Raw genomic sequence first — 14,189 nt, forward strand, 5'->3', positions numbered from 1 at the left:
TCGTGGCGGTCGTCGCCATCTACTCGCCCCAATCCTCCTCAAGTTCGGGGGCCTCTTCCAACACGACGGGGTCCAGCGAGATGACCTCCAGTTCGGTCCCGGTGACCGGACTGTCGATGATCTCGCCGACTTCCACGTCGGCCGGAAGCTCGATCTCTTCGCCCGTGATCGGGTCCTCTGCCATCACTGGATCAGTGTCGCTCGTCATCGTACCACCTACTCGGCCGTGAACCCGCATAAATCCTTCGAACTTGTAATTTAGTTTACAATAAATAGACTACCCGCTAACGGATGATAATCGGTCGTACAACCGCCGTGTGAAATCTAATATCAGATTTCAATGATTAGTGTGTCCCCTCGCGGGGACGGCGGCGTCGTCGGCGGTCGCGGATCGACCGTCGACGGCGCCGGTCGCGGTCGGGCTCGCGGTCGTCGCAGTCCGGTCGGTTGCTCCGACTCGGCCGCCGGCACGGCGTCAGACATGCTCGGCCACCTCCGTGTCCAACAGCTCCGCTGCCGCCGCGAGCGATTCCCGCTCGTCGGCCAGCGCCGCGGAATCAGTCTCGATCCGTGTCTCGACAGCCGCGAGTTCGTCGGCGACCGCCTCGGGGGCGGGCCCCCCGGCGGAGTCGCGGCTCGCGACGCTGGCGGCGGGGTCGAGCGCCGATTCCACGTCGTCGCGGCTCACGTGCGTCGAGAGGGGCTCGCCCGTCACCTTTCGAGTGGCCTCGTCAACTTTTGCGGCCGCGGCGGCCGACGAGTCGTCGTCCGAGACGGTCTCGGCGGCGGTCGCGACGATCTCGTGAGCGGTCCGGAAGGGCATCCCGCTCATCGCGAGTAAGTCGGCCACGCCGGTCGCCGTCGAGAAGCCCTCGCCCGCGGCGTCTGCGAGCGTCACCTCGTCCCAGTCCGCGGTCGCGACCGCGCCCGCGGCGACCTCGGTCGCCTCACGTACGTCGTCCGCGATCTCGAACACGCCCGCGTGGGCGCGCTGGAGGTCGCGGTTGTACGCGCGCGGGAGCCCCTTGAGGAGGCTCAGCGTGCCCGTCGCCTCGCCGATCGCGTCGCCGGCGACGCCGCGAGTCAGCTCCAGCGTGTCCGGGTTCTTCTTCTGGGGCATGATCGAGGACGTGGAGGAGTACGCGTCCGACAGCTCCACGAACCCCTTGTTCGAGAAGAGAATCAGATCTTCCGCGAGCCCCGACAGCGTCGTCGCGAGCGTCGCGCACGCGGTCGCGCCCTCCGCGAGGAAGTCGCGGGCGGACGCCGCGTCCGTCGAGTTGCGAACGGTCCCGTCGAACCCGAGCAGCTCGGCAGTCCGATCGCGGTCGATATCGAACGGCGTCCCCGCGAACGCGGCCGCACCGAGCGGCGACCGGTTGACCCGGTCGTACGCGTCGAGCAGGCGCTCGGTGTCGCGGGCGACCCCGCCCTCGTACGACAGCAGGTAGTGCGCGACCGTCGTCGGCTGGGCCGGCTGGAGGTGCGTGTAGCCGGGCATCACCGTCTCCGTGTGCTCGCTCGCGACATCGACGAGCGCCTCGCGGAGCGCGATCGTTGCCTCGGCGGCGGCGAGCAGGTCCTCGCGCAGGCGGTACCGGATGCAGGTCGCCACCTCGTCGTTGCGCGAGCGGGCGGTGTGCATCCGACCGCCGTCCGAGCCGATTCGGTCGATGACCGCCGTCTCGATCGCCTCGTGAACGTCCTCGCCGTCCGGGAGCGCGTCGTGGCCCGCCGCCTCCACGTCGTCGAGGGAGGTGAGGATCTCGCCCGCCACCGTGTCGTCGACGATCCCCTGCTCGGCGAGCATCACCGTGTGCGCGCGGTCGACCGCGAGGTCGGCCTCGAAGATCGCCGCGTCGGCGGCGAGGCTCGACAGGAACTCGCGGGCGGGGCCGCCGCTGAAGCGATCGCGGCGGACGGCGGTACCGCTCTCACCCGTCGCGTTTGCGTCTGCCGCCGTGCCGGGATCGTCGTCGGTCATTTAGTTCTCGTCGTCGATCTCGTCCGCGGCGCCACTCCCGTCCGTCGCGAGCTCGGGCTTTTCCACGCCCGCCTTCACGTCGTTGGCGAGGCGCTCCTGCAGCCCGTGGTACTTCGCGACGCCCGTGGCGTCCTCCTGCGCGATGCCGGCCACGTCCTCGGTGTTGAACGAGGCCATCTCCTCAGAGTAGACGGCGTACTCGGAGTCGCGGGCGACGACGCGGCAGTTGCCACCGGAAACCTTCACCGTCGCGGTGCCCGTCACCACGTCCTGCGTCTCGTCGACGAACGCGTCGAGCGCGTCGACGACGGGGGCAAACACGAGCCCCTGGTACGCCTTCTCGGACCACTCCTGCTCGATCCCCTTCTTGAAGGAGCGCTCGTTCTTGGTGAGGACGAGGTCTTCGAGGGCCTGGTGGGCCGTGAGCAGGACGGTCGCGGCCGGGTGCTCGTAGTTCTCGCGCACCTTCAGCCCGAGCATGCGGTCCTCCATCACGTCGGTGCGACCGATGCCGTAGCCGCCGGCGTACTTGTTGAGGTACTGGATGAGCGGGACGGGGTCCATCGCCTCACCGTCGATGGCGACCGGAACGCCCTCCTCGAACGTCACCTCGATGGTGGTCTCGCCTTCCGGCCCCGCGGTCCACTCGTAGATGTCCTCCGGCGGCTCGTAGCTCGGGTCCTCCAGCTTGCCGCCCTCGACCGCACGCGACCAGATGTTCTCGTCGATGGACCAGACGCCGCCGTCGCCGGCCTCGACGGGCAGGTCTTTCTCGGCCGCGTAGTCGATCTCCCACTCACGGGTGAGTCCGAGTTCGCGGACGGGCGCGATAACTTCCAGATCGGAGCCGCGCCAGACGGCCTCGAACCGGAGCTGGTCGTTCCCCTTCCCCGTGCAGCCGTGCGCGATGGCGTCACAGCCCTGCTCCTCGGCGACGCCCAGAATCGCCTCGGCGATGACGGGGCGCGCGAGGGCGGTGCCGAGCGGGTAGCCCTGGTACGTCGCGTTCGTCTTCACCGCATCGTAACACAGGTCCGCGAACTCCTCTTTGGCGTCGACGACGTGGAGGTCGAGCCCCAGCGCGTCGGCGGTCTCCTCTGCCTCGTCGAACTCCTCGGTCGGCTGCCCGACGTCGACGTTGACGCCGATGACCTCGTCGTAGCCGTACTCTTCTTTCAAAAGCGGTACGCAGACAGTCGTGTCGAGTCCCCCACTGAACGCGAGTGCAACGGTTGCCATTACCGGAGTAGAATAGACTCTATCCCTTAAATTCGTCGCTTTAGATATTGTAAGAAATTAGTGGCGGCGACGCTACCCGACGACGTAGCTGTCACTCTACGGAACGAAACGGCGCGAACGCGACGAGGGAGGAAGATTACTGGCCCGAGGGGGCCGGTCGTCGCGCCGCGCCGGAAGCCGGTCGCGGCGGTCGGACGCCTCGTCGCGGTCGCGGGGCTCGTCGGCCTCGGATAAGGGCGACGTCGAGACGAGCCTCCGCGCGCATTAGCTGAATCTATTCCGATTGCAGTATAAAAACATTCCGCAACACCGCCGCGAGCGCACGCTGACACCGCTTCGCCGAACGGACTTCTCACCTGTTCATAGGAACCAGAGAGTTCTCGGTTAGTCACCTCTCAGGCGAACTCTCCGAGCGCCAGTGGACGACCACGTTCCCGATGGCGAACTCATCGTCGCTCTCGCCATCCCGGACGATCTGAACGGTGTTCTCGCCCTGTTGTAGCATCGCGCCCGTGATGGTATCCATCCACAGTTGCCAGCCGTCCGAGGGTGGGAGGTCGAACCCCGTCAGCGGTTCGCCGTTGACATGGACTTCGTGTCCGAACGTCCCCACGTCGTAGACCTGAACCTCAAAGTACGCGTCGAGTGGATCTGTGGTCGTGACCTCGAACGTGTGAAGAGTCGAGGCATCGCCAACGAACTCGGCCCACTCTACATTCAGTGCGTCCGGGTCTTCGCCCAGGTGTTCGAGGACGGTGACGAGTGCGTAGTCGGTGTGTGGTGGCATATCATATCTTTCACGGACAGGAACCTTGTACGTACCGTCTGATTAGGTAGCGGGCTACAAGAACGGTTCTCTGACACGCTTTCACCGTCTATCCAATTCGTGTGAGCGGTTCGTTCGCCCAAAGGCATGGAAACGAACGCTGAGTCGCTGCTGAATACAGCCCCGAAGCGACTCGCTGCCTTCCGGCTGGGGCTTTGGAAGTGTTCACCGCGAGATTCTCGATCACGTATAAACAGCCACCAGCAACATCCAAACTCGACTTGTAAGCTACCACGCCCTGAAGGACGTGGCATTCAGCGTGGACTCTCGTTCTAACCGTTAATCACGGTAGGCGAATATTCGCCATTCACGTTCAACGTCCCGCTGTTCAAGCGCACGCCTACGGGTGCGCCTCCACGTCCAGACTTTTGCTGGTCGCGGAGATACTTCAGGCCGATATTCTTCGCCGCGTTGTAATCCGCGTGAACATCATACCCGCACTTCAGACAACCGAACTCGTCCTGTCCGTTATTGTGTGGACGATTGTCCTCGTGGGTAAAGCCACATTTTGAGCAACGTTGACTCGTGTACGCCGGATTAATCTGTCTCACCACAAGCCCTTCCGACTCGGCTTTGTACGTGACGTACTCGCACAGGCGATGGAACGCCCACTTGTGAACCGCCTTCGCGTGCGGTAGGCGTTCGCGGATGCCGTTGAGTTGCTCGAACACCATATGGGTGCAGTCGTTTTCGAGAGCTTCCTCCACCAGTTCGTTCGAGATCGTGTGAAGTATCTGTTCGAAACGTCCGGTTTGCTTGCGACCGACTCGCTGAACGTTCTCGTGTGCCCATCGAGTCCCAGTTTGTTGGAGATCGCCACGGCGCTTTTCGTATTCTCGATGCCAGTGGTTGAGTTCGCCGCCGCTCCAGAACGTTCCAGTTGAAGTGGTTGCAATGTTTGTGATGCCGAGGTCGACACCAAGGACGGAAACGTGCTTGGCATCGCCTGTGCCGGCGTCATCATTCTCCACGGTGGGCTTTGTCCGCACGTGGAGGTAGAAACAGTCCTCAACTGTATCGTAATGGAGTGTGGCTCCTTTCACATCATAGTCGTCGTTGAACAGATACGCCGAGTGTGGCGTGTCACGCTGTCCGTCCGGTAGAACGAACTCTGCGGTGACTCGTCCGTCGATGGTGGCGAGTGTGCAGTGGTCGTCGTTGACGGTGACGGTTCGTGCGTCGTAGCTGGCAAACCGTGACGTGAAGTGTGGTCTCGAGGCTTTCTTGCCGTCTTTCCAGCGTTCAACGACACCTTTGACGGCTTCTGCGGCTCGGTTTCGTGCGGCTTGCACGAGGTTGGCCGGGAGCGGTGAGTCATCTCGAACGTCGTAGTACGTGAGATCGTGGAGTTTGGTTTTGCTGGTGATTTTCCAGTCGGGTTCCCACGCTACGTTGACGACGTAGTTGGCGGCGTCGAGGAAGTAGTCGGTTGTCTGGTGGAGGAGACCAGCAGCACTCTCGTCCACATCGAGTTTGATGGGGACGGTTCGAGTGGCTGAGTCTTCCACCATCTGTACTTCATATGTAACGCTATGTGTTTATAAAATTTGGATTGGCGTGGGGGAGTCGGCCAGCCATCGAGCGTGGTTTGTGTCCATGTTGTCGGCTTCCTCCCGCGCCTAAAGTCGCGGGTTTCCGCCTTGTGGTCATTATGAACACCCGATCAACCGCATCGATCGACCCACTCCCGCTATCGATCAGATCGCTTCCCGGTACGCCGCAAGCGTCTCCTCGACGTCTTCCTCCGTGTGCGCATAAGAGGTGAACTGACACTCGAACTGGTTGGCCGTGAGGAACACGCCCTGCTCTTTCATCTCCTGCCAGAACACGCGCTCCCAGCGGTCGGTGGCGGCGCGGGCGACGTCGGCGCCGTTCTTCGGACAGGTGTCGTAGCGGTCGCAGTCGGGGTTCTGTCGGCATCCACCGGCACAGCAAGCGTCCGGGTCGTCGGGCGCGTCTCGGGTGAAAATCGTCTTGAACATCGAATCGGTGCCGACGACGGTGTACTCGGGCGCGCGCTCCGTGCAGATCTCGGTGATTCCCTCGCGGAGTTTGCGGCCGAGGCGGTTGACGTGCTCGTACACGTCGTTCTCGGCGGCGTACTCCAACGACGCCTTGCCGGCGGCCATCGTCACGGGGTGCCCGGAGAACGTGCCGGACTGGAACACGTCGCCCGCGGGCGTGAACTCCTCGATGATCTCCGCTTGCCCCCCGATCGCGCCGACCGGGAATCCGCCGCCGATGATCTTGCCGAACGTCGTCACGTCGGGGGTGACGCCGAACTTCGACTGCGCGCAGCCGAGGCCGCCGACGCGGAACCCGGTGATCACCTCGTCGAAGACGAGGAGGGAGTCGTGGTCGTCACAGAGGTCCCGGAGCGTCTCGTGGTAGCCGTCGATCGGTGTGACGATACCCATGTTGGCGAGGATCGGCTCGACGAGGACGGCGGCGATGTCATCGCCGTGTTCCGCGAACACCTTCTTCGCCGCCTGCGGGTCGTTAAAGGGGATCGGGAGGGTGTGTTCGGCGAACGATTCCGGGATCCCCTTCGTTGAGGGATGGGCGTCCCCCGGCGACCCCTCCACGAGCGTCGACTCCTGCGCGCCGTGGTAGCCGCCCTGCATCACGACGATCTTGTCGCGGCCGGTATGGCCGCGCGCGAGTCGCACCGCCGAGACGGTCGCCTCCGTCCCCGAGTTGACGAACCGGATCGACTCCACGCTCGGGACGTGCCGCGCCACGAACTCGGCGTGTTCGACCTCGATCTCGGTGGGAGCGCCGTACATCGGGCCCGCGGCGACGTGCGACTGGATCGCCGCTTGGACCGGGTCGGGCAGGTCGTGGCCGTATAACAGCGGCCCGTACCCCATCACCCAGTCGACGTACCGGTTGCCGTCGGCGTCGATGACGTGGCCGCCGTCTCCGCGCTCGATGAAGAATGGGTGCGGCATCGTCGCCCGGACGGAGGAATTGACGCCGCCGGGCATGACCGACAGCGCGCGGTCGTACAGCCCGCGGGAGCGCTCGTGGTTCATGTCCGAGGGTTGGATCGGCAGCGTGAAAGTTGTTGCCGAACCGGGCAACGAGGGGCGGACGAATCGCCGAAGCCGCGCGCCGGCGACGCAGGCGACGCCACCGCTGGGGGTCGTAGCGTCATCGAAAAGCGTCGATTAAAATCCGCGGTCCGCGTCCGCCGTATCTTCGCCGTCGATTCGCCGCCGATTCGTTGTCGCTCCGTCGTCGGTCCGGCTTTATACCGCCCCCGGGCCGGTCGCGCCCGTCCGGACCTGCAGGGCGTCTTCGACGGGCAGGATGAACACCTTGCCGTCACCGGGCTCGCCGGTCTTGGCGGCCTCGCTGATGGCCTCCGCGACCTCGTCGGCCGGGATATCGGCGACCACGACCTCGATTTTTACCTTCTGGTGGAGGTCGACGGTGAACTCCTCGCCGCGCCACTGGCCCGTTTTGGCCGGCTGACTGCCGCGGCCCGAGACGTTCGTGACGGTGAGCGAGGGCGCGTTGATCTCCGCGAGCGCCTGCTTGATGGCCCCGAGCTTGTCGGGACGGACGACCGCGGTGACCATCTTGATCTCCGAGCCGGCCTCCTCGCCGCCGTCGGCGCGCGGAGAGTTCTCGACCGTGTCAGTGGTGTCGACGATCGAGGAGCCGCCGTCGGTCGCGACGTTCGCCTTACCGAACTCGGGGTACGTCTCGACGCCGTGCTCGCTGACGTCGAGCCCGTCGCGCTCGTGTTCGGAGGTGACGCGGGCCTGACCGAGAGCCTTGAACGCGCCGAACACCACGGCGGTCGCGACGATCGTCCACGCGGTGATGACGACGACGCCGATCACCTGCGAGACGAGCACGTCGACCGAGAAGCCGTTGACGCTGACGAACGGCAGCGCGAGCACACCGATGACGCCCGCGGAGCCGTGCACCGGGAAGACCGCGCACACGTCGTCGATCTTCATCTTGTCCGAGACGAACTCGAACACGAGCGGGAGCTGGAGGCCGCAGACGAGCGCGACCAGGATGGCGCCCCACCAAGTGGCCAGGTTCGCGATCCCGGTGACGGCGACCAGCCCGGCGAGTACGCCGTTGGCGACGTACAGGGTGTCGACCTTCTTCGTGAGGTACATCGAACCGAGCGCCGCACCGACCGCGCCGGCGCCCATGCCGAGCGTCGTCGTCAGGGCGACGCGACCGACCGCGGCGTAGCCGCCGAGCGCGAGTTCGCCGGACTCCGTGACCGAGAAGACGGTCGCGGTCGTGCCGACGTTGAAGCCGTACCAGCCGAACGCCAGGATGAGGGTGCCGAGCACCGCGAACGTCATCGAGTGGCCGGGAATGACGTTCGTGGAGCCGTCCTTCGCGTAGCGGTCCATACGCGGTCCGAGCATGTACGCCGCCGTGAGGCCGGCGATGCCGCCGACGCCGTGGACGATCATCCCGCCCGCGAAGTCGGTGAACCCGAGCCCGCTCCCGCCGAGGAAGCCGCCGCCCCAAGTGACGCCCGCGACGACCGGGTAGATGACCGCGGAGATGGCGATCGTGTACGCCACGTACGCGCGGAGCTTCGCGCGACCGGCGACCGCGCCGGAGACGATGGTCGCCGCTGTCATCGCGAAGACGGCACCGAACAGCCAGCTGTTGATCCAATCGCCGTCGCTGAGAGCCGACGCCGGAGAGAACCCGCCGCCGCCCGCCACGCCTTCGATCCCGAAGCCGATCAGGAAGTACACGAGAACGCCGACCCCCCACGTGAGGAGGTTCTTCGTGAGCTGGTTCGCGACGTTCTTCGCGCGCACCTGCCCGGCCTCCAACATCGCGAAGCCGGCGTGCATGAAGAAGATCAGGAAACAGACCATCGCGACCCACATCAGGTTCACGCCCTCCGCGAGGACGCTCGGGTCGATGCTCGCGAGTACGCCGGTCGTCACGCGAGAGTCACCCCGAGTGAACGTTCGTCCGATAGACAGCGCGTTTCGTCCGTGTTCATGTTCTGAATCACGTTTCCACAGCGGGGAACGAGAATACATAAACGTTTGAGTTGACTTTCACAAGAAATAGGATTGATTATACGAGAGTCGTTAAATATAAGACCAAATAGATGTTATATAAGGACATATATTCCGGACTTCGTTGGCAATCTTTGCGTTCGAAGCGGACGAATGTTTTGTCAGCTTATTGTTAATATCTGCCGGATCGGGCGTTTTCGGGCCTCGAAGTGCCGTGCGCGGTGCTGGGTGGAAATACTTGCCGCCCCGACGATCGTCGTGATACACACGAGACGACCAGATCGGGACGGTATCGGGCGTCTCTGCCGGGTTCTTGAGAAAATGACGTTTGTCAACCCGGGCGGGAGTTCGTCGACCGACCCGGTCACCCGCGCCACGAACACACCTGGTTCGCCGCGTGTTCCCGAGAAACAGGTTCGAAACGGTATCGAGTGCGGCCGGACACGCGGTAGTGAACTCGGCCGATCGATCTCCGGGGAGGTGGCCCGTTACTCCGGCTTCAGTCCTTCGCCTTGGACGCGCATCACGGCCTCGCCGTCGGCGAGGTTCGGCGCGTCGACGAGCCGGACGATCCGCTTGTTGCCCTTCGACTTACGGAGGTACATTCGGAACGTGGAGGCGTGACCGAGGATGTTACCGCCGATCGCTTGCGTCGGATCGCCGAAGTAGGAGTCGGGGTTCGACGCGACCTGGTTGGTGACGAGGATGGCAGTGTTGAACAGGTCGCCGATCCGCATCAGGTCGTGGAGGTGCTTGTTGAGCTTCTGCTGGCGGTCGGCGAGCTCCCCCCGACCGACGTACTCGGCGCGGAAGTGGGCGGTCAGCGAGTCGACGCAGACGATTCGGATGGGCCACTCGCTCTCTTCGAGTTCGCCGGCGAGCTCCTTGGCCTTCTCTGCGAGCAGGATCTGGTGGTTGGAGTTGAACGCCTTGGCGACGTGGATCTGGTCCAAGAACGCCGCGATCAGCTCCTCCATCGCCTCCTCGTCGTTCGGCGTGCCCTCAATCTCACGGCGCTCCATCTCGTCGGCGAGAATATCGTCGTCAAGCCCACGGACCATGTCGTCGATCCGCTCCGGGCGGAACGTGTCCTCGGAGTCGACGAAGATACAACCGCCGTCGAGGCCGCCGTGCTCCGCCGGGAGCTGAACGTTGACGGCCATCTGGTGGGTCACCTGTGACTTCCCGGAAGCGAACTCGCCGTACACCTCGGTGATCGACTGCGTCTCGATGCCGCCCCCGAGCAGGTCGTCGACCTCGTCGATCTGCCAGGAGAGCTTCCCGATCTCTTCGCGGCGCTCGAGTACGGTCGCGCCCGTCTCGAAGCCACCCACGTCGGCGGCGTCGCGGGCGGCGTTGATGATGTCGCTGGCGGATGATTCGCCGATGTCGGCGGTGTTCGACATCTCGCCGGGGCTCGCGACGGCGATCGACTGGTAGCTCTCGAATCCGTTCTCGACGAGCTTGTCTGCGGTGGCGGGGCCGACTCCGGGGAGGTCCTCGAGTTCGTCTTCAGGCATGTACACGACCCTTGTTCGCCATCCCGTATAAAGGCTGGTTTACACCCGAGTGAAAGTAAAGATTGGGTGGAAACCGCGCTCCGGAATGGCTCGACACCGTATATAAGGCTCCGGGCGGAATCACTGGAGCGGCGTCGCGGCGAAACTGGTCAAAATGAGAGCGGTCGGTCGATGGTGATCGCCTCGTTCCGTACCGTCCCGCCGCTTCAGAACCCGACGCGCCGGACGTACTCCAAATCGCGGATCTCGACGAGCAGATCGCCGGAGAGGTCGGTATCGGTGATCACGTACAGCTTCGGGTCGTCGGTGAATTCGGGGTCCTCGCTCAACACCTGGCGGATCGAGATGCCGTGGTCGGCCAGGATGCCGGTCACTTCGGCGACGATCCCGGCCTCGCCGGCGGCCGCGACCTCGATCGTGAGCACCGTGAGGTCCAGCACCGGGGCCAGATCCATCAGGCTCGGCACCGACGAGATGTTCGTGAAGATGCGCTTCAGTTCGGGGTCGGCCAGTATCGCGTCCGTCGTCGAGTCGACGACGCGGCGGTCGACGTCGAGCTCGCGCGCGATCCCGGTGTAGGGGATCTCGATCCCGCCGGAGACGACCCGTCCCTCCTCGTTGACGGAGAAGCCGCGCTCCAAGAACAGCCGGATCACGGCCTGCTGGCTGGGCGACCCCTCGAACTTCTCGAGGATCTCGTCGAACATTCGTTGCTACGGTGCTCGTCGCCGAGGGGTTAAAAAGCGGGGTACTGCGAAATCTCAGTTCGAGAGCGCCGAGTAGACGCCACCGAGAACCGTTCCGTAGACGACGTGGCCGACGAGGCTCTCGACGCCGATGTTCGGCAGCGGCGGCGCGCCCGGGAACCCGACGGCGCCCAGCCAGATCGGCATCACGATCACCGCGAGCGCGAGCCAGACGAGGAGACCGTAGCCCGCACCGACGCCGAGGCTCGTTCCGATCGAGTCGTCGAGGTCCGGCTTCAGAATCGCGATCGCGGCGAATCCGAGACCGATGACCGCGCCGTGGGACATGTGGATCGCCCAGCCGACGGCGCCGGCGGGCCCCTCGATGCCGTACATCGCCGGGATCGCCATCTCCAGTACACCGGGAGTCATCACCGACATCATCGCGCCGAAGACGAGGCCGCCGGCCAGTCCGCCGGCCACGCCGGCCCTCCAGTCACCGTGTTCTATCGAGACGTTCGTCGCTGTCGCGGTTTCGGTTGCCATAGCAGATTCTGTATCGGCGGATAACCGGTAATAACTGCCGGTAAAGTGTGTGCACAGTGCACACACCCCAAACAGATATGTTTACTGAAACGACTGTATCGGAAGGACGGTCACCCGGTCGACCACTTCCACCGCGCCACCCAACCCCTTTTAGCCGGTGGCGACGAATCACGTCCCGTGTCAGAAGCGCCGCATCTGCGGTTCTTCCCGTACGAGGAGCCGTACCCGAACCAGCGCGAGGCGATGGACAGGGTCGCCAACGCGCTGGACCGCGGGCAGGACGTGCTGTTCGAGGGCGCACCCGGGACGGGGAAGACCCTCTCCGCACTCGTGCCCGCCTTGGAACACGCCCGTGAACACGACCGCACGGTCGTCATTACGACCAACGTCCACCAGCAGATGCGGCAGTTCGTCGAGGACGCCCGCGCGATCACCCGCGAAACGCCCATCCGCGCGGTCGTATTTAAAGGGAAGTCGTCGATGTGCCACATCGACGTCGACTACCAGGAGTGTCAAACTCTCCGGGACACCACCCGCGAGATGGTGGAGACCGAGAGCGAGGTCCGCGAGCTGGAGACCCGCCAGCGCGAGCTGCTGGCCGAGAGCCGCGAGGGCGACGCGGGGGCGGCCGAGGCTCGCGAGTCGGTGATGGACGAGCTCGACGAGCTGGAGGCCGATATCGACGAGTACGACGCCGCAAACGTCTGTGCCCACTACCGAAATAACCTCGTCGAGGACACCGACGAGTTCTTCGGGTGGCTCTTCGAGGACGTTCGCACCCCAGAGGACGTGTACGCGTACGCGGACGAGCGTGAACTCTGCGGCTACGAGCTGCTGAAGGAGGGGATGGAGGGCGTCGATCTGGTGGTCTGTAACTACCACCACCTGCTGGATCCCAACATCCGCGAGCAGTTCTTCCGGTGGATCGACCGCGACCCCTCCGAGATAATCACCGTCTTCGACGAAGCCCACAACGTCGAGGACGCCGCCCGCGACCACGCCACCCGGACTCTCACCGAGAATACGCTCGACGCCGCCCTCGACGAACTCACGGAGAGCGACGACTCCCGCGCCGAGGCAGCCGAAAACGTCGTTCGCGCGTTCCGCGATGCCTTAGTCGAGACGCGCGACGATGCGCTCGGCGTCGGCAAGCACGAGTCGATCGGCGAGAATTGGGAGGATATCTCGATCGCCAACGACGACCGCCGTGACGACCTCACGCTTGCGTTCCTCCGCAACTACGAGGGGAAGGGGATCGACACGGAGACCGAGCTCGCCGTCCAGCTCGGACAGGCGCTCGACGAGGAGTACGAGCGCCGCTACCGCGACGGCGAGACCACGACCCGCACCGAGTGCCAGATCCTGCAGGCCGCCCGGTTCGTCTCGACGTGGATGGAGGAGGGCACGGAGCTCGGCCAGTACCCGGTCGTCTCCGTGCGCCGCGACGGCGCCACCGAGGAGGTGTACGGCCGCGCGGAGCTGTACACCTGCATCCCCCGTCGCGTCACCGAAGAGCTGTTCGACGAGGTCGCCGCCTCGGTGCTGATGAGCGCGACACTTCGTCCCTTCGACGTTACCAAGGACGTGCTCGGGCTGGAGGACGTGGCGTCGCTCGCGTACGGGATGGGATATCCCGAGGAGAACCGACGGACGTTCGCGGTCGATACGCCCCCGCTTTTCGCCTCCGAGCGTAACGACCCGGAGACGCAGGAGACGGTGGCGTCGCTGCTGCGCGACGCGATCCGCTTCACCCCGGGGAACACGCTCGCCTTCTTCCCCTCCTACGCCGAGGCCGAGCGCTACTACGAGCGGCTCGGAGGCGCCGACCTCGGCTCCCTCTACCTCGACGGTCCCGGCGAGGACGAGGAGAAACTTCGCCGGCGATTCGTCGAGAGCGACGACGCGACCCTCTTCACCTCCCTCTGGGGAACGCTCGCAGAGGGTGTGAGCTTCGACGGCGACGACGCTCGGACGGTCGTGGTCGTCGGGGTCCCCTATCCGCACCTCTCGGATCGGATGGAGGCGGTCCAGGATGCGTACAATCGGGTGTTCGCCGACCGCGACCGCTCTCGGGACCCCGGCTGGGCGTACGCGGTCGAGATCCCGACGATCCGTAAGACCCGACAGGCGATCGGTCGCGTGGTCCGCGGCCCGGACGACTTCGGCGTCCGGATCCTCGCGGACCGTCGATACACGTCCGCAGACATGGGGAAGTACTCGGTCCGCGGCGCGTTCCCGCCGGAGGAACGCGAGGAGCTACTCGATCTCGACCCGGAGAAGCTGAAGTTCGCGATGCTGAACTTCTACGGCGATCACGACGCCTACGACGGGGCGCCGCCGGAGCCGTGAGTCGGTGGCGGGTGAGAGTTG

11 protein-coding genes are annotated in these 14,189 nt (G+C 64.8%); 1 reads left to right on the plus strand and 10 read right to left on the minus strand.

Annotation, left to right across the window (positions count from 1 at the left end):
• Window positions 1-19 precede the first annotated feature (19 nt).
• From lysW to HLAC_RS13040, 10 genes are all read right to left on the minus strand, one after another.
• Window positions 20-208 carry a lysine biosynthesis protein LysW gene (lysW, locus tag HLAC_RS12995; protein ID WP_004047516.1) on the minus strand — a complete coding sequence of 63 codons (189 nt, stop codon included), beginning with the start codon at window positions 206-208 and terminating at the stop codon, window positions 20-22.
• Window positions 209-475: 267 nt separating this feature from the next.
• Window positions 476-1,984: an argininosuccinate lyase gene (gene argH / locus HLAC_RS13000; protein ID WP_015911300.1), complete on the minus strand. Its 1,509-nt coding sequence runs from the start codon at window positions 1,982-1,984 to the stop codon at window positions 476-478.
• Window positions 1,985-3,223 (minus strand): argininosuccinate synthase, encoded by a 1,239-nt coding sequence (locus HLAC_RS13005; protein WP_015911301.1) that lies wholly within the window; start codon window positions 3,221-3,223, stop codon window positions 1,985-1,987.
• 388 nt (window positions 3,224-3,611) lie between these two features.
• Complete coding sequence (locus tag HLAC_RS13010) at window positions 3,612-4,010, minus strand: DUF7383 domain-containing protein (RefSeq protein ID WP_015911302.1); 399 nt, start codon at window positions 4,008-4,010, stop codon at window positions 3,612-3,614.
• A 311-nt stretch (window positions 4,011-4,321) separates the two neighbouring features.
• Window positions 4,322-5,560, minus strand: a complete 1,239-nt coding sequence (locus HLAC_RS13015) for an RNA-guided endonuclease InsQ/TnpB family protein (protein WP_015911303.1) — start codon at window positions 5,558-5,560, stop codon at window positions 4,322-4,324.
• Between the two features lie 186 nt (window positions 5,561-5,746).
• Window positions 5,747-7,084 carry a glutamate-1-semialdehyde 2,1-aminomutase gene (gene hemL, locus HLAC_RS13020; protein ID WP_015911304.1) on the minus strand — a complete coding sequence of 446 codons (1,338 nt, stop codon included), beginning with the start codon at window positions 7,082-7,084 and terminating at the stop codon, window positions 5,747-5,749.
• Between the two features lie 216 nt (window positions 7,085-7,300).
• The gene (locus tag HLAC_RS13025; RefSeq protein ID WP_015911305.1) at window positions 7,301-8,989 is read right to left on the minus strand and encodes an ammonium transporter; all 1,689 of its coding nucleotides are present in this window, start codon (window positions 8,987-8,989) and stop codon (window positions 7,301-7,303) included.
• A gap of 566 nt (window positions 8,990-9,555) precedes the next feature.
• On the minus strand, window positions 9,556-10,587 hold the full coding sequence (radA, locus tag HLAC_RS13030) for a DNA repair and recombination protein RadA (protein WP_015911306.1): 1,032 nt from the start codon (window positions 10,585-10,587) through the stop codon (window positions 9,556-9,558).
• A gap of 206 nt (window positions 10,588-10,793) precedes the next feature.
• Window positions 10,794-11,294 (minus strand): TrpY family transcription regulator, encoded by a 501-nt coding sequence (locus HLAC_RS13035; protein WP_015911307.1) that lies wholly within the window; start codon window positions 11,292-11,294, stop codon window positions 10,794-10,796.
• A gap of 54 nt (window positions 11,295-11,348) precedes the next feature.
• Window positions 11,349-11,819 (minus strand): hypothetical protein, encoded by a 471-nt coding sequence (locus tag HLAC_RS13040; RefSeq protein WP_015911308.1) that lies wholly within the window; start codon window positions 11,817-11,819, stop codon window positions 11,349-11,351.
• Window positions 11,820-11,996: 177 nt separating this feature from the next.
• Here HLAC_RS13040 and HLAC_RS13045 point away from each other — a divergent pair, with 177 nt between their 5' ends.
• Window positions 11,997-14,168: an ATP-dependent DNA helicase gene (locus HLAC_RS13045; RefSeq protein WP_015911309.1), complete on the plus strand. Its 2,172-nt coding sequence runs from the start codon at window positions 11,997-11,999 to the stop codon at window positions 14,166-14,168.
• Window positions 14,169-14,189 lie beyond the last annotated feature (21 nt).

The organism is Halorubrum lacusprofundi ATCC 49239, assembly GCF_000022205.1.
GTDB classification, from domain to species: domain Archaea; phylum Halobacteriota; class Halobacteria; order Halobacteriales; family Haloferacaceae; genus Halorubrum; species Halorubrum lacusprofundi.

Excerpts from the sequence above, each read along its gene's own strand:
- hemL (WP_015911304.1), bottom strand. The coding sequence starts at position 7,084 with ATGAACCACGAGCGCTCCCGCGGGCTGTACGACCGCGCGCTGTCGGTC.
- lysW (WP_004047516.1), bottom strand. The coding sequence starts at position 208 with ATGACGAGCGACACTGATCCAGTGATGGCAGAGGACCCGATCACGGGC.
- HLAC_RS13015 (WP_015911303.1), bottom strand. The coding sequence starts at position 5,560 with ATGGTGGAAGACTCAGCCACTCGAACCGTCCCCATCAAACTCGATGTG.
- HLAC_RS13005 (WP_015911301.1), bottom strand. The coding sequence starts at position 3,223 with ATGGCAACCGTTGCACTCGCGTTCAGTGGGGGACTCGACACGACTGTC.
- argH (WP_015911300.1), bottom strand. The coding sequence starts at position 1,984 with ATGACCGACGACGATCCCGGCACGGCGGCAGACGCAAACGCGACGGGT.
- HLAC_RS13010 (WP_015911302.1), bottom strand. The coding sequence starts at position 4,010 with ATGCCACCACACACCGACTACGCACTCGTCACCGTCCTCGAACACCTG.
- HLAC_RS13035 (WP_015911307.1), bottom strand. The coding sequence starts at position 11,294 with ATGTTCGACGAGATCCTCGAGAAGTTCGAGGGGTCGCCCAGCCAGCAG.
- HLAC_RS13040 (WP_015911308.1), bottom strand. The coding sequence starts at position 11,819 with ATGGCAACCGAAACCGCGACAGCGACGAACGTCTCGATAGAACACGGT.
- radA (WP_015911306.1), bottom strand. The coding sequence starts at position 10,587 with ATGCCTGAAGACGAACTCGAGGACCTCCCCGGAGTCGGCCCCGCCACC.